At 49.0% G+C, this 16,089-nt stretch carries 12 protein-coding genes and 2 tRNA genes; all 14 read left to right on the plus strand.

Features of this window, described 5'->3' with window-relative positions:
• Window positions 1-71: 71 nt before the first annotated feature.
• Window positions 72-1,376 (plus strand): dihydroorotase, encoded by a 1,305-nt coding sequence (locus ACFVQB_RS22085; protein ID WP_379443926.1) that lies wholly within the window; start codon window positions 72-74, stop codon window positions 1,374-1,376.
• 340 nt (window positions 1,377-1,716) lie between these two features.
• Window positions 1,717-2,859 carry a glutamine-hydrolyzing carbamoyl-phosphate synthase small subunit gene (gene carA, locus ACFVQB_RS22090; protein ID WP_379443929.1) on the plus strand — a complete coding sequence of 381 codons (1,143 nt, stop codon included), beginning with the start codon at window positions 1,717-1,719 and terminating at the stop codon, window positions 2,857-2,859.
• Between the two features lies 1 nt (window position 2,860).
• Window positions 2,861-6,079 carry a carbamoyl-phosphate synthase large subunit gene (gene carB / locus ACFVQB_RS22095; protein ID WP_379443933.1) on the plus strand — a complete coding sequence of 1,073 codons (3,219 nt, stop codon included), beginning with the start codon at window positions 2,861-2,863 and terminating at the stop codon, window positions 6,077-6,079.
• A 111-nt stretch (window positions 6,080-6,190) separates the two neighbouring features.
• Window positions 6,191-6,931 carry an orotidine-5'-phosphate decarboxylase gene (gene pyrF / locus ACFVQB_RS22100; protein WP_379443937.1) on the plus strand — a complete coding sequence of 247 codons (741 nt, stop codon included), beginning with the start codon at window positions 6,191-6,193 and terminating at the stop codon, window positions 6,929-6,931.
• Window positions 6,928-7,569 (plus strand): orotate phosphoribosyltransferase, encoded by a 642-nt coding sequence (gene pyrE, locus ACFVQB_RS22105; protein ID WP_379443941.1) that lies wholly within the window; start codon window positions 6,928-6,930, stop codon window positions 7,567-7,569. The genes pyrF and pyrE overlap by 4 nt, the downstream gene beginning before the upstream one ends.
• Before the next feature lie 492 nt (window positions 7,570-8,061).
• A complete protein-coding gene (locus ACFVQB_RS22110; protein ID WP_379444475.1) occupies window positions 8,062-8,778 on the plus strand; it encodes an ABC transporter ATP-binding protein in 717 nt (238 codons plus the stop codon).
• Entirely contained in the window at window positions 8,741-9,856 is a 1,116-nt protein-coding gene (locus ACFVQB_RS22115; RefSeq protein WP_379443944.1) for an efflux RND transporter periplasmic adaptor subunit, read from the plus strand. Before ACFVQB_RS22110 ends, ACFVQB_RS22115 begins: the two co-directional genes overlap by 38 nt.
• Window positions 9,856-12,765 carry an ABC transporter permease gene (locus ACFVQB_RS22120; protein ID WP_379443948.1) on the plus strand — a complete coding sequence of 970 codons (2,910 nt, stop codon included), beginning with the start codon at window positions 9,856-9,858 and terminating at the stop codon, window positions 12,763-12,765. The genes ACFVQB_RS22115 and ACFVQB_RS22120 overlap by 1 nt, the downstream gene beginning before the upstream one ends.
• A 2-nt stretch (window positions 12,766-12,767) precedes the next feature.
• Complete coding sequence (locus tag ACFVQB_RS22125; RefSeq protein ID WP_379443952.1) at window positions 12,768-13,631, plus strand: ABC transporter ATP-binding protein; 864 nt, start codon at window positions 12,768-12,770, stop codon at window positions 13,629-13,631.
• Between the two features lie 21 nt (window positions 13,632-13,652).
• Window positions 13,653-15,104: an ABC transporter substrate-binding protein gene (locus tag ACFVQB_RS22130; RefSeq protein ID WP_379443956.1), complete on the plus strand. Its 1,452-nt coding sequence runs from the start codon at window positions 13,653-13,655 to the stop codon at window positions 15,102-15,104.
• Between the two features lie 135 nt (window positions 15,105-15,239).
• Window positions 15,240-15,404, plus strand: coding sequence for a hypothetical protein (locus ACFVQB_RS22135; protein WP_167666091.1), 165 nt, complete (start codon window positions 15,240-15,242; stop codon window positions 15,402-15,404).
• Window positions 15,405-15,476: 72 nt separating this feature from the next.
• A tRNA-Met gene (locus ACFVQB_RS22140) sits at window positions 15,477-15,550 on the plus strand.
• A gap of 56 nt (window positions 15,551-15,606) precedes the next feature.
• Window positions 15,607-15,680, plus strand: a tRNA-Ile gene (locus ACFVQB_RS22145).
• Window positions 15,681-15,837: 157 nt separating this feature from the next.
• Complete coding sequence (locus ACFVQB_RS22150; protein WP_379443961.1) at window positions 15,838-16,026, plus strand: hypothetical protein; 189 nt, start codon at window positions 15,838-15,840, stop codon at window positions 16,024-16,026.
• Window positions 16,027-16,089: the final 63 nt, after the last annotated feature.

Genomic DNA, 16,089 nt, shown 5'->3' on the forward strand with positions numbered 1-16,089 from the left:
TGAGGATACACGATAAAGAAAATCATCCGGCTTGTCTGGCAAGTCGGACAGAACCGAAGCGGAGGGCAATTATGCTACAGATTATAAAGAACGCGAACATCTTGAATCAACAAGGGGAACTTGAACGGAAAACGATCATTATAGATGAAGGAAAAATTCAAAAGATCGCTGGAGTGGAAGACGAAGCGGTACTGAAAGCAGAGCAATCAGCGCATAGCGTAACCGACGCTTCAGGCAAACTGGTCATTCCCGGCCTGATTGATATGCACGTGCATCTGCGTGAACCTGGATTCGAGCATAAAGAGACGATCGAGACAGGTGCCCGTTCGGCAGCGCAAGGCGGTTTTACAACGATTGCTTGCATGCCGAACACAAGACCGGTAACCGACAATGCGGATGTCGTTAAGTTGGTTTTGGATAAAGCCAAAGAAGCAGACCTGGTTAAAGTGCTGCCTTATGCAGCCATTACGAAGAACGAGCTTGGACGTGAGCTTACGGATTTCGCTGCATTGAAAGAAGCGGGTGCGATTGGATTCACGGATGATGGTGTGGGTGTACAAAACGCTCAAATGATGAAAGACGCCATGAGCCTGGCAGCAAGCATGGATATGCCAGTTATCGCTCACTGCGAAGACGACTCATTGGTAGTCGGCGGATATGTGACGGAAGGCGAGTTTTCGAAGCGTCACGGTATCAAAGGTATCCCGAATGAATCCGAGGCCATCCACGTAGGCCGTGATATCCTGCTTGCAGAAGCAACGGGAGTTCACTACCACGTCTGCCACGTAAGTACGGAGCAATCGGTTCGCCTGATTCGCCTGGCGAAGTCCATCGGCATTAAAGTAACTGCTGAGGTATGTCCTCACCATCTGGTACTGTCGGATGAAGATATCCCGGGCATGGATGCCAACTGGAAGATGAACCCACCTCTTCGCTCACCACGCGATGTGCAAGCTTGTATCGAAGGTTTGCTGGACGGAACACTGGACATGATCGTTACCGATCACGCGCCGCATAGCGAAGAAGAGAAAGCAAAAGGTATGGAGCTGGCACCATTCGGCATCGTCGGATTCGAAACAGCCTTTCCGCTGCTGTACACGAAGTTTGTGGAAACAGGGCTTTGGAGCCTGGATTTCCTTGTCAAACGCATGACAGCTGATCCGGCACGGGTATTCCGACTGGACACTGGCAAGCTGGAAGAGGGAGCACCTGCAGACATCACCATGATTGACCTGAATCAGGAACAAGCGGTTGATCCAGCAGCTTTTGCTACCAAAGGAAGAAACACTCCTTTCACAGGCTGGAAGCTAAAAGGATGGCCGGTACAGACATGGGTGGACGGCAAAAGCGTGTGGAACAACACGGTACAACAGTAAATCGCTACACAAATGAATCATTAACTCTTTAATTCAATAACATCTTTACAACTAACTCGAGGCAGACCAATGCCGAGAGTCCAATATACGAAACAAAGAAAAGTTGAATAATGCTTTTGAACATGGACACCAACGTAACTGCGGAGTGGGCAGAAAGAACCCGAAGAAGCAAAGCGTTCGCCTTTATCACCGGATTACTCCATTTGAAGAATGGGATCAAAGTAATCCGGGGATAACAGCGATCAAAGGGTTTTCTGCTCACGGAGCCGCACCAAACGTAACGTCCCCCATGTTCAACTCAAAGTATTCAACTTTGATAAACACAGAGGAGTGAAATGGGATGCAGGCACAGGCAAGATTATTGTTGGAAGACGGCACACTGTTCACCGGGAAAGCATTCGGTGCTGAAGGTGAAACAACAGGTGAGGTCGTTTTTAATACGGGAATTACAGGCTATCAAGAGGTGCTTTCGGATCCTTCTTATTGCGGTCAAATTGTAACCATGACGTATCCACTGATTGGTAACTACGGCATTACGCGTGACGACTTTGAGTCGATTCGTCCGTTCGTACACGGTTTTGTGGTACGTCGTCATGAGCCGACACCAAGTAACTGGCGTGCGGAATACAGCGTAGATGATTTGCTTAAAGAGTATGGCATCGTAGGGATCAGCGAGATTGATACACGGATGCTGACTCGCCGGATTCGTCACCACGGCACAATGAAAGGAATTCTCACAACAGGATCGAAACCTGTGGAAGAGTTGCTGGAGATGATGGGAGACACCAGCATCGCTGAGCTGCGAAACCAGGTTCCTATGACTTCTACTCAACATGTCTACAACAGCCCGGGAACGGCTGAACGCATTGTATTGGTTGACTACGGTGCAAAAACAGGGATTTTGCGTGAACTCAGCAAACGGGGCTGTGACGTTGTTGTAGTTCCGCATGATGTAACAGCGGACGAAATCCGCCGCATGAACCCGGATGGCATTCAGCTGTCCAACGGCCCTGGGGACCCGAAAGACGTTCCTCACGCGGTTAAAATGATCAGTGAACTGCTCGGCGAATATCCGATCTTCGGAATCTGCCTGGGTCACCAACTGTTCGCACTTGCGGCAGGGGCGGATACAGAGAAACTCAAGTTTGGACACCGCGGCGGAAACCACCCGGTTAAAGAACTGGAGAGCGGACGTTGCTTCATCACATCCCAGAACCACGGTTACACCGTAAACGAAGAATCCGTGAAAAATACGGAGCTTGAAGTGACACATATCAACAATAACGATAAGACCATCGAAGGTCTGAAACATAAAACATTCCCGGCGTTTTCCGTTCAGTACCACCCGGAAGCAGCGCCAGGACCATATGATAACAGCTATCTGTTCGACCGCTTTATCGAGATGATTCGGGAGCACAAGATTACTCACCCGCAACAGCCGCGTCAAGCCGTACTGGCAGCCGCAGTGAAAGGAGCACAATAACATGCCGATTAACAAAGATCTCAAAAAAATCCTGGTGATTGGTTCAGGTCCAATCGTCATCGGTCAAGCGGCCGAGTTCGACTATGCCGGTACACAAGCATGCCAGGCACTGAAAGAAGAAGGCGTGGAAGTTGTACTCATCAACAGCAACCCGGCTACGATTATGACGGATACCAACATGGCTGACAAAGTATACATTGAGCCGATTACACTGGATTTTGTAACGCAAATCATTCGTCAGGAACGTCCAGACGGTTTGCTGCCAACTCTTGGCGGTCAAACGGGTCTGAACATGGCTGTAGAACTGGCACGTGCCGGTGTGCTTGAACGTGAGAATGTTAAACTGCTCGGAACACAGCTCACATCCATTGAGAAAGCGGAAGACCGTGATTTGTTCCGTGATCTGATGCGCGAACTGGAACAGCCTGTACCCGAAAGTGTAATCGTAACAACACTTGAGGAATCACTTGATTTTGCGAATGAGATCGGTTATCCAATCATCGTCCGTCCAGCTTACACGCTTGGCGGAACAGGCGGAGGGATCTGCGCCAACGAAGAAGAACTGCGCGAGACAGTCGTAGCAGGTATTCGTTATAGCCCGATCGGTCAATGTTTGGTCGAGAAGAGCATTGCAGGCATGAAAGAAGTCGAGTACGAGGTTATGCGTGACAAAAACGATAACTGTATCGTAGTCTGCAACATGGAAAACTTTGACCCGGTAGGTGTTCATACAGGTGACAGTATCGTTGTGGCACCAAGCCAGACGTTGTCTGACCGTGAATATCAAATGCTGCGCTCAGCTTCCCTGAAAATCATCCGTGCCCTCAACATTGAAGGTGGATGTAACGTGCAGTTTGCGCTTGATCCACACAGCTTCCAATACTATGTTATCGAAGTTAACCCACGGGTAAGCCGCTCTTCGGCACTAGCTTCCAAAGCAACGGGTTATCCGATTGCCAAGATGGCTGCCAAAATTGCCATGGGTTACACCCTGGACGAAATCGTGAACCCGGTAACAGGCCAAACGTATGCATGCTTTGAGCCAACACTGGACTATATCGTGAGCAAAATCCCACGCTGGCCGTTCGACAAGTTTATCTCGGCGAACCGCAAACTGGGTACACAGATGAAAGCGACAGGCGAAGTTATGGCGATTGGCCGGACATTCGAAGAGTCGATTCACAAAGCTGTTCGTTCCCTGGAAATCGGTGTACACCGTCTGTATCTGAAAGATGCCGAAACACTTGATGAAGAAACGCTGAACGAGCGTCTGGTCAAAGCCGACGATGAGCGTATCTTCCTGCTCGCTGAAGCATTCCGCAGAGGTTATACATTGCAACAGCTTCAGGATCTGACCAAGATTGACTGGTGGTTCCTGGATAAACTCGAAGGGCTGATCCGCTTCGAAGATCGCATTCGCGAGGAATCCGAATTGTCCTCCGAAACCTTATATCAAGCGAAGCGTCTTGGCTTCACAGACCGTGCCATTGCTGAGCTGCGTGCTGAAGGTCAACCAGGAGGTACGCTGACGAAAGAAGCTGAAGTCAGAGCACGCCGTGAAGAGGAAAACCTTCGCCCAGTTTACAAAATGGTAGATACATGCGCAGCTGAATTTGAAGCAACAACGCCATATTACTACTCTACTTACGAAACTGAGAATGAAGTCATTCCTTCAGACAAGAAAAAAGTAGTCGTACTTGGTTCAGGTCCAATCCGGATCGGTCAAGGGATTGAGTTTGACTACTCAACAGTACACGCAGTATGGGCTCTGCAAAAAGCAGGCTATGAAGCAGTTATCATCAATAACAACCCGGAGACCGTGTCTACGGACTTTAATACATCAGATCGCTTGTACTTTGAACCTCTGTTCTTAGAAGATGTAATGAACGTAATCGAACAGGAACAGCCTGTAGGTGTTATCGTACAGTTTGGTGGCCAAACGGCAATCAACCTGGCAGCACCACTGCGTGCCGCTGGTGTAACGATTCTCGGAACAGATCTGGAAAACATTGATGAGGCAGAGGATCGCAAGAAGTTTGAGCGTTTGCTCTCCCGTCTGGAAATTGCACAACCAAAAGGAAAAACAGTCATTTCGGTAGATGATGCGGTTGAAACGGCTCAAAGTCTGGGCTACCCGGTACTGGTTCGTCCTTCCTATGTACTCGGCGGTCGTGCGATGGAGATTGTGTACTCCGATGCAGAATTGCTGACATATATGGAGCAGGCGGTTAAAATCAATCCGGAGCATCCGGTCCTGATCGACCGTTACATGATGGGTAAAGAGGTTGAGGTTGACGCGATCTGTGATGGTGAAACGGTATTGATTCCGGGGATCATGGAGCATATCGAGCGCGCAGGGGTTCACTCCGGCGACTCCATCGCGGTTTATCCGCCACAGCACCTGTCCCAGGATCTCAAAGAGAAAATTGTAGAGATTACAATCAAGATTGCAAAAGAACTGAAAACGATCGGTTTGGTTAACATCCAGTTTGTTATCCATAAGGGTGAAGTGTACATCATCGAGGTGAACCCGCGTTCATCCCGTACAGTTCCTTTCCTGAGCAAAGTAACCAACATTCCGATGGCGAACTTGGCAACACAAGCCATTCTGGGCGTGAAGCTGAAAGACCTCGGTTATGTCGATGGTCTGTGGCCTGAGTCGGATCATGTTTCCGTAAAAGTTCCAGTCTTCTCCTTCGCGAAGCTGCGTCGTGTGGAACCAACGCTTGGACCTGAGATGAAATCCACAGGTGAGGTTATGGGTCGTGACCCGAACTACGCCAAAGCGTTGTTCAAAGGTCTCATCGGTGCAGGCATGAAGATTCCGGCCACCGGAGCAATCGTGGTAACGGTAGCAGATAAAGACAAAGAGGAGGCTGTTCCACTGCTTGAAGGATTCTATAGACTGGGATATAAAATCATGGCTACCGGAGGCACGGCAGCTGCGCTTGAAGCAGCGAACATTCCGGTGACGACGGTGAACAAATTAAGTGAAGGCTCGCCAAACATTCTCGATATGATTCGCAGCGGCGAAGCAAACTTTGTGTTCAACACGCTGACCAAAGGCAAAACCCCGCAGCGTGACGGATTCCGTATTCGTCGTGAGGCGGTTGAGAACGGCATTGTATGTATGACTTCACTGGATACGATCCGTGCCCTGTTGATCATGCTGCAAACGATCAACTTCTCCTCTGAGGCTATGCCAGCTCTTGTACAATAAATAAGACGATTTGTCACTGATCAAGGACATCAGTCAGCCTTCGGGCTGGCGGGATGTCCTTTATATCGGGCAAAAACGGAAAAATCAAGCTTTTGGAAGGAGCGCTGGAATATGAATCACCCGAATTTCAACGAAATGGCTGGCCGTCTGATGGTGGCACTCGATTATCCCGGAGCAGAGCAAGCACAGGAATTGGTACAAGCCTTAGAAGGCATTCCCTGTTATCTGAAGGTCGGCATGCAGCTCTTTTACGCCGCTGGCCCGGACTTCATTCGGGAGCTGAAGTCGAAGGGGTACTCGGTATTCCTTGACGTGAAGATGCATGATATTCCAAACACGGTTCGTGGGGGTGCTGAAAGCATAACCCGTCTGGGTGTGGATATGTTCAATGTGCATGCAGCTGGAGGCACAAGCATGATGCGTGCTGCTCGTGAAGGTGCAGAGGCCGCTCTGGCGGCTGATCCTTCTCTTCGCAGACCTGAGATTATTGCGGTTACCCAACTGACCAGTACCAGCCAGGAAACGATGAATGCCGAGATCGGCATCCAGGGAAGCGTTGAGGCGGTAGTCGTCCGTTATGCAGTACTGGCCTGTGAAGCAGGTCTCGATGGCGTCGTTGCTTCCCCGTTGGAAGTACCTGCGATCCGCGCAGCCTGTGGCAGTGATTTTCACACGGTCACACCAGGTATTCGTCCAGCAGGAAGTGGCCTCGGAGACCAGACTCGTGTCCTGACGCCGGGTGAAGCTATTGCCAGAGGCAGCCATTACATTGTTGTAGGCAGACCAATTACGGGCGCTCCCAATCCGCGTGAAGCGGCAGAAACCATTTTGAAGGAGATGTTGAACGCATGATCGAACTTACTGAGATTCCTAATCATATTGCTTCCCAACTGTTGAAAATAAAAGCGGTGGCGCTGCGTCCGCAGCAGCCATTCACCTGGACATCCGGCATCAAATCACCAATCTATTGTGATAACCGTCTAACGATGTCTTATCCCGAGATTCGCAATGACATTGCTGAGGCCTTTGCTGCGATCATTCGTGATCAATACCCCGACGCAGAAGTCATCGCAGGTACTGCAACCGCAGGTATCCCGCATGCTGCCTGGGTCGCACAAAAGCTGAATCTGCCAATGGCTTACATTCGTGATAAAGCCAAAGGACATGGCAAAGAGAACCTGATTGAAGGTCTGATTACCGAGGGACAGAAGGTTGTTGTCATTGAAGACCTGATCTCGACAGGTGGCAGTTCAATCAAAGCCGCTGAAGCGGTACGCGTAGCCGGGGCGACGCCTCTGGCGGTACTGGCGATTTTCAGCTATCAGCTCGACAAAGGCATTAAAGCTTTTGAAGAAGCGGGAATTCCGCTGCAAACCCTGTCCAATTACACCGCTTTGATGGATGTGGCTTTAGCTGAGGGGACAATCCAGGAGAGTGATTTTGACTTGCTCAGATCCTGGCGTGAAGATCCTTCTTCATTTGGTAAATAATATCATTCATACCGGATTGAACAGTTTGCTTGTGAACGGTATCAAAATTGTAATGATTGCCGCCATAGAGGCAAATTCATCGAATATTCAAGAAGCATCCCGCACTTTGGGGTGCTTTTTTCGTTTGTTCATCAAAATATTAACTTTTTCACTGGAACGTTGTAAAAAGCTTGTAACTTTTAGTTGTGATCCGTCGTTTATAATGCAGTGTAGTATGGAATAGATTTCTATTTTTAGTGTCTTGATGAAGTGACGGGATATGAAGAAAGGATGAGCGTGATTGCTGGCATGAAGAAGTTATTTTCCAAAATCAGACCTGCCAAGAGCCAGTCAGGCGAGGACAGTGCAGTCGGACAAACGGAGCAGCAGGAACCAGTCGGGCAGGAGGAATCGGCATACATAAGTGAACCGCAGAATATATCCATCGACCCGCACGACATAACCAGTGAAACAAGCCAGGAGGAGGTTGCGGTTGCAGCAGCTGAACCTGAAATGAAGTCCAAGTCCTCCAAGAAGGATCTGTTGCCCCCATATGACGGGCCTGTGCTGGAGGTTCGCAATGTTCATCGCAGTTTCCAGACGGGAAGCCGTATTATTCATGTGCTTAAAGGCATCGATATGGAAGTGAACCCGCAACAGCTGGTGATGTTGAAAGGGCGGTCAGGCTCAGGGAAAACAACACTGCTCAATATGCTGGGTGGGCTGGATCAGCCATCCAGTGGAGACATTCTGTTCTCCGGCCAACCTCTTCAGGATTGGGGAGACCGGCGGAGGACCGCTTTGCGGCGCAGGGAAATTGGTTTTATTTTTCAGGCGTATGCGCTGATGCCCTTGTTGTCTGCCTGGGAAAATGTAGAGCTGTCGCTGCGCATGGCGGACGTGCCGCGTTCGGAATGGAAGGACCGGGTAGGTCATTGTTTGGATCTGGTCGGACTAACTAAACGGGTCAAGCACCGTCCATTCGAGATGTCCGGGGGAGAGCAGCAGCGGGTAGCCATCGCCAAGGCGATAGCCCACAGACCGAGATTATTGCTCGCGGATGAGCCGACAGCTGAACTCGATTCCAAAATGGGAGCACAGGTTATGGCTGTATTTCGCAATATTATTGAAGTTGAACAAGTAACGATCTGTATGACTACACACGATCCTACGATTTTGGAGGTTGCGGACCATGTTTATGAAATGGCGGACGGCAGATTTATCAAGTAAAGGGGCCGCTCCGAAGAGGGGGAAACGCGCAACGCTTATTGTGCTTAGTGCGTTAGTGGCTGCAACGATGTCCGGCTGCTCTTTGCTGCCGGCTGAAACAGAGGAAGAAGTACTTCCGCCAATTACGCCACCAACGATCTCCAAGAAGCCGGAATATGAAGTTAGGACAGAGACGCTGGAGAAGAAAGTAAGCGGAAGTGGCAAGATGATGAGCCAGCGGGAAGAAAAGGTATATTTTACGCTGGACGGTATGCATATCAAAGAGTTGAATGTTAAACCAGGGGATAAAGTGAAAAAAGGTCAACTTCTCGCTGTTCTTGATGTAGAGAGTGTAGAGAAGGAGATTCGGGCCAAAAACCTGCAGATTCGCAAATCGGAAGTCCAAATGAAGGAAACGCTTCGCAAACGGGATGAGATGGACCCGGTGGAATTCGAAGAGTCCACGATTGCCTTTGAAGAACTTCGTCAGGAACTCGCCGATCTGGAGGATCAGTTGGGTAAAGCCACTTTGACCGCTCCATTCGGTGGAACAATCATTGCTGTGCAGGTGGAGAAGGGCGCGGCTGTCAAAGCTTATGACCCGATTGCGACCATCGCAGATACATCCAACCTGGTTGTCGCAGCTACGTTTGCCAAGGAAGATCTGGAAAAGTTCTCGGCTGGCATGAAGGCGGATGTGGACATTAATGGCGCAGGCAAAGTGGCTGGCAAAGTTAAAGTGATGCCTGTAGCCCAAGCATCGGGAAGTGGAAGTGGTAACGGCGGAGGTTCGGGGGAAGGCGGAACACCTCCAGCGAAAGAAAGCCTGGATCAATATGTGATCGTCTCGCTGGCGAAAATGCCCAAAGGGGTTGAACGCGGTACACCTCTAACGGTATCGATTGTCACGCAGCGTACGGAGAACGCGATTGTCATTCCTGTATCCGCTCTGCGCTCCATCGGTTCAAGAACGTATGTGCAAGTGGTGGAGAGTGATGGAAGCAAGCGTGAAGTGGACGTAGAAGTCGGGCAGCAGACATCCACGGATGTGGAGATTCTGAAAGGTCTGACCGTTGGACAGAAAGTAGTGGGCCGCTAATGGGGCTGCCATTGCTTCGACTGTTGTTCCGCAAGATGTGGAACACTCGCTGGATGACGTTCAGCACACTGATCGGACTGATTGTGGCGGTCGCGTTCACCGTTAGTATTCCGATGTATGCCGATGGTGCGCTGAAGCGGGTCGTGGCCCAGACGCTGCAGGATAACAGTGAGGGACTGCCGGCCGGCTCGTTGCTCATGAGTTACCAGGCACCTGGTGGTGTAAAGACAGACACACGTGGTCTGGAAGAGGTGGATCGATATATTCGCGAGGATGTGCCCCGTGACATCGGTTTTCCTTTCCATACGTATGTGAACTCCCGTTCCATCCGCAGTACAGAGGTGAACCCGGAAGATCCAACCAAAGTGGATGCCAGCCGGGTCCGCAGCATGAGTCTGGGTACGATGACAGGCCTGGATGCACAGGTTAATTATTCAGCCGGAGTGAAGCCGGGGAACCAGGTCAAGGACGATACTATTGAAGCGGTCATGCTGGAAGAGGGCATGTATCGTAACGATCTGCATATCGGAGATGTTCTGGAATATCCGATTTACAGCGGCCTCGATATTACGTTGCGTGTGAAGATTATAGGTTCTTTCAAAGCGGATGATCCTAGCAGCCCGTATTGGGTACAGGGATTTGACGGTATGATGAACGGACTATATGTGGATGAATCGGTATTTAATAATGTTTTGCTGAAGGAAAAAGGTATCCCTCTCCAGAATTCACGTTGGTATTATGCATTTGATCTGAAAGAGATTCAAACTAGCCAGCTCTCGGGACTGACCTCTGTGCTGGAAAGGCTGGATATCGATCTGTATCAGCGGTTGAAGGATACGAAAGTGGACATCACCTTCGGGGATCTGCTGAAACAATTCCGCAGTCAGAGTCTGCAATTGCAGACCATGCTGTTCACACTGGCAGCACCGATGATTGCGATGGTCTTTTACTTTATTGCCATGAATGCCAGACAGTCGTTACAGAAGCAGGAAAGTGACATCGCGGTTCTGCGCAGTCGCGGAGCTTCTGCCCGGCAGATCTTCTCTCTTTATCTGCTTGAAGGTATATTCCTGGGAGCGATTGCTCTTGTCATCGGACCGTTTCTTGGATGGTTTATGGCGAAAAGCATTGGTTCAGCCAGCGGATTTCTTTCGTTCGTGGATCGGAAATCCATTCCAATTGGAATATCAAAAGAAGCGATCCTGCTTGGACTTATCGCCGTGTTGGTGGCAATCATCGCCTCGCTCATTCCGGCAATAACCTATGCGCGGGCGACGATTGTATCAGCCAAGCGGCGGCAGGCACGAACGGATCGTGCACCGGTATGGCAGCGCTGGTTCCTGGATATTGCGTTGCTGGGACTCGCGGGATATGGATATTACTTGTTCTATGAACGGCAAATGTTGACGTTCCAGACCGGAATGACGACAGATCAGCTTCAGGTGCAGCCATTTCTGTTCTTTGTACCTGCACTCGCGATCTTTGCACTGGGGCTGTTTTTCCTACGGTTATTCCCGTGGATTTTGAAGCTGATTCAGCTGATCGGGCGCAAGTTTCTCCCGGTTCCATTGTATCTGACACTGACACAGCTTTCGCGTTCATCGTCTTCTTATTATCCTTTAATGATCCTGCTTGTATTGACACTCGGACTCGGTGTGTATAACTCGGCAGCGGCTCGAACCATTGACCTGAACTCGACCGAGCGTACGTTATACCGCTATGGTTCGGATGTTATTATGCAAACGGTATGGGAAGGCACACCTGAGGTTAAGCCAAATGGTTCCGGACAAAACGGAGGTTCAGGCGGTGGACAGCAGGGTGGAGGAAACGGTAGCGGTGGTTCAGGAGGCGGCGGTAACGGCGGAGGAGGTGGATCAGGTGGGGGCGGTGGTACTTCACAACCTACGAAGATGATCTATTCCGAACCACCTTTTGAAGTGTTCCGCAGCCTAAATGGTGTTGAACATGCAGCGAGAGTACTGCAAACGAAAGGCAATATTATTGTCTCTGGCAAATCGGGTGGACAGGGAATGCTGGTCGGGATCGACAATGTGGATTTTGCCCAAGTGGCGTGGTTCCGCAACGATCTGTTCCCTGCACATCCTTACAAGTACCTCGATTTGCTTGGAAAATATGAAGGGGCCGTATTGATCTCTTCCAAATTTGCAGACAAATTCAAGCTCAAAACCGGAGACCTCGTCTCCATTGGTGTACAGGGTCAGGCGATTGAATTTGTGGTCTTTGGCATTATACCTTACTGGCCTACCCAGTACCCGGATCAAATGCCGTTTTTCATTGCCAATCTGGATTACATCTATGATCAGGTGCCACTGATTCCATATGAGGTCTGGCTGAAGATGGAGCCGGATGCCAAAGTGGCTCCTTTGATGGAGAAGCTTGCAGCAGAAGGCATTGAGTTATCGTCAGTGCGCGATGTGCGTACAGAGCTGGTATCCCAGGGCAAACATCCGTCTAGAGGCGGGGTGTTCGGCATACTGAGTCTCGGATTCCTTGTGTCGGTAATCATCTCCCTGATCGGATACATTCTGTACTGGTTCTTCAATCTATCCGGGCGTGTAGTACAGTTCGGTGTTCTGCGGGCTATGGGGTTATCCCGGGCGCAGCTGAGCGGTATGCTGCTGTTGGAGCAGGTGTTCACGGCGGGGCTATCCATCATTCTTGGTATTGGCATTGGTCAGGTATCCAGTCGTCTGTTCCTGCCCTTCCTGCAAACGACAGATAATGTGTCCGCACAGGTACCTCCGTTCCGAATTGTATTTGAAGAGAAAGATATGTTGCAACTGTACGGCGTGACCGTGGTCATGCTGATCATTGGAGCAACGATGCTGCTGTGGCAAATCCGCAGGCTGCGTGTTCACCAGGCAGTCAAAATGGGAGAGGAGAGGTAAACGTGATCCAATGCGAAGGACTTGTCAAAATTTTTAAATCCAGCGATGTGGAAGTCGTTGCCCTTCAAGGTCTCAATCTGACTGTCAATCAAGGTGAAATGATGGCGATTATCGGTAACAGTGGTAGTGGTAAATCCACATTGCTCAACATTCTGGGTGGACTTGATCGTCCAACAGCCGGTACAGCCGTTGTCGGGGATTGGGATTTGCTGAAAATGACAGATGCCCAATTGGTCGAGTACAAACGTCATACCGTAGGGTTCATTTGGCAAAATAACGGCCGTAACCTGTTGCCATACCTTACAGCACTGGAAAACGTGGAAACGCCCATGATATTGGGAGGCAAACGCGATCGCGCCTATGCCATGCAGCTGTTGGAGTGGGTTGGACTGAAGGATCGGATGCACAACAAGCTGCATCAATTGTCCGGTGGGGAGCAGCAACGGGTGGCGATTGCCATCTCGTTATCGAATCGCCCCAAGCTGTTGCTTGCCGATGAGCCGACAGGTTCGGTGGACTCGGAGACATGTGATACGATCATGGGCATTTTCCGCAAAATGAACAAGGAGCTCGGGGTCACGATTGTAATTGTTACTCATGATCTAACCCTTGCTGGCAAGGTGGACCGGATCGTCGCGATTCGGGACGGCTTGACCAGTACTGAGTTTGTGAAACGCAATCCGAATCTGGATGACGAACATGGCTTATCGGAGGCAGGAGCCCAGGATATTCATGAAGCTTTTGTTATTATTGACCGGGCGGGACGACTTCAGGTGCCTAAGGAGTATCTGGAGGCGCTGTCCATCGATAATCGTGCCACATTGGAATTTGACGGTGAACGTATTGTCATTACACCGCCAAGATAATTTTAGAGGGGGAATTGGGAGATGAAGAACAGGTTTTGGGGAAAACGGGTGCTGGCCGTGCTGGCTACAGCCAGTCTGGCATTGCCGCTGCTTGCGGGTTGTACAGCGAGTGAGTCCAAGGATAATGAGCAGCGTGTACTGCGTGTAGCGACGTTATGGGGGGGGCAGGATGACAGCTATTTCCGTCAGCAGTTTACCGATGCATTTGAATTGACTCATCCAAATATAACGATTGAAGTTGTACCTGCGGTAGATCAGGGCAGCATGTATGGGTATGGTAATCAGGAAGAGCAGAAGGACGTTCCAGATACCATGGAAAGCTTGAAGAAGATTATGACTGGGGATAACCCGGTAGACGTCATCGTGGCGGATACGGCGACAATCAAGTCGTTAATTCAGGAAAACATGGTGAAACAACTGGACCCACTGATGCAGGAAGATAAGTTTGATACTTCGGATATTGTGCCAAGTGTTCTCGAAGGAATTAAGGATTTGGGAGATCAGAGCATCTACGCGTTGACACCAACGTTCTCCTCCTCAGCGTTGTTCTACAACAAGGGCATGTTTGAGAAAGCAGGCGTGGAGCCTCCGACGGATAATATGACTTGGGACGATATTTTCAACCTGGGTACCCGTCTTACAAAAGGTGAAGGTAAAGACCATGTGTTTGGTTTCTCTTTCAGTACCTACCAAGGCGGTTCTCCATACTATACGATGTCGCAGTATTATAACTCTTTGCAGCTGAAAATTTTTGATGACAAAGCAGAAAAAATGACCGTAGATTCTCCTCAGTGGGAGAAAGTATGGAGCACCATTAGCAAGCTTGCCTTAGATAAAGTCATCCCAAAAGGAGACGAACCGCAGGATCAGAACGACAGCGGACGTTATAATCCACTTCAGGGTGATCTGTTCCTGAGTGGCAAAACGGCCATGGTGATTGGAGATTACAGCTACATTAATCAATTGATTGATGCCAATAAAAATGCGGATAAAATGAAAGACTTTACGAAGGTAGACTGGGATGTTGTCACACCTCCAGTTCATCCGGAGGCTCCCGAAATCGGAGGCAACATTTATCTGAGCAACCTCATGGCCATTAATAGTTCAGCTCAGAACCCTGATGATGCATGGGAATTGATCAAGTATATGAACAGTGAAGACTGGGCGAAAATCAAAGCTCGCAGCAGTTATGAGATGGTTTCCCGTAAGAGCTTCATTAAACCGAAAGATGGTTTGGATTATAACATTCAGGCGTTCTACACGCTGAAACCTGTACCTCCGACCAATACCAACTTGGATAAAATGTATCAAAAAATGCCGAACCTGTGGCAAGTAAGTGATAAGGGCATGGAATACTTCAATCAAGTGCTTGCGAATAAAAAGACACCAAAAGAAGCACTTGGTGAATGGGCAGCCAAAGGAAATGAAATGCTGGAGAAGTTGAAAAAGAACCCTAAAGCAACATTTCAATAAAGCCTGATCATGTTGTTGATAAAATCGTAGATGTAGCCGCTGGAGATGATTTATATCTTCGGCGGCTATTTTTATGAAATTGGGGTATTCTACAAAAGCAGGGATAAATGATGACTCCAAGAAAGGACGAGAGGAATGCACTGGGTATATTTCAGCAAATTGTATGCAACCAAATTTCAGGCAGGGTGTCTTGCGAAGCGGATGGAGCAGGATGGGTGGATTTACGGTCATAATGAGCCAGCTGAAGTGGAAGTATATCGTTCAAAAAAGGGGCGGTATGGCGTTCGTTTTATTCCCTAACATTACCCCCTTGACTTATATGGTGGGGATGGTGTATATTAATTAAGTCGCTGTTTTAATATTTCTTACTGACGCGGGGTGGAGCAGCCCGGTAGCTCGTCGGGCTCATAACCCGAAGGCCGCAGGTTCAAATCCTGCCCCCGCAATTTAGCTTTACTGGATGATTCACAGCCATCATCTGAACGTTATACATTTTTGTTCAGGGCCCTTAGCTCAGTTGGTTAGAGCGGTCGGCTCATAACCGATTGGTCACAGGTTCGAGTCCTGTAGGGCCCATTCTCTCAAAACCCTTGCGTAGCAGGGGTTTTTTTCTGTCTTCATATATAATGTAGATAGAAGAGTAATTGTTTTGTTACTTATAATAATTCCAGTAATTTCTAAAAAATGTGTTATCATAATAAAAAACACGAAGGAAGGATGACAACTTAAAACTATGGATGGTGCTAGTGCTGTGGGTTTTGCAGGGATTTTAACTATATTTATTTTCATTGGTCTGGTAGGTCTGATTTTATATGGAGTGTTCTCATTTGCTATTAAAAAATCCGGTTTAAGAGAAGAAATCTCAGGTTTGAAGAAAGAGGTACAATTGTTAAAAGAGAAATTGGAGAAGAAAGAAGTCTAATAAAGAGAGGCACTGCCAGAAACAACAAGGGCAGTGTCTTTTTGTTATGCCCTTTTTTTAGAA

The sequence above is a fragment of the Paenibacillus sp. NPDC057886 genome, from assembly GCF_042796655.1.
Lineage (GTDB): Bacteria > Bacillota > Bacilli > Paenibacillales > Paenibacillaceae > Paenibacillus.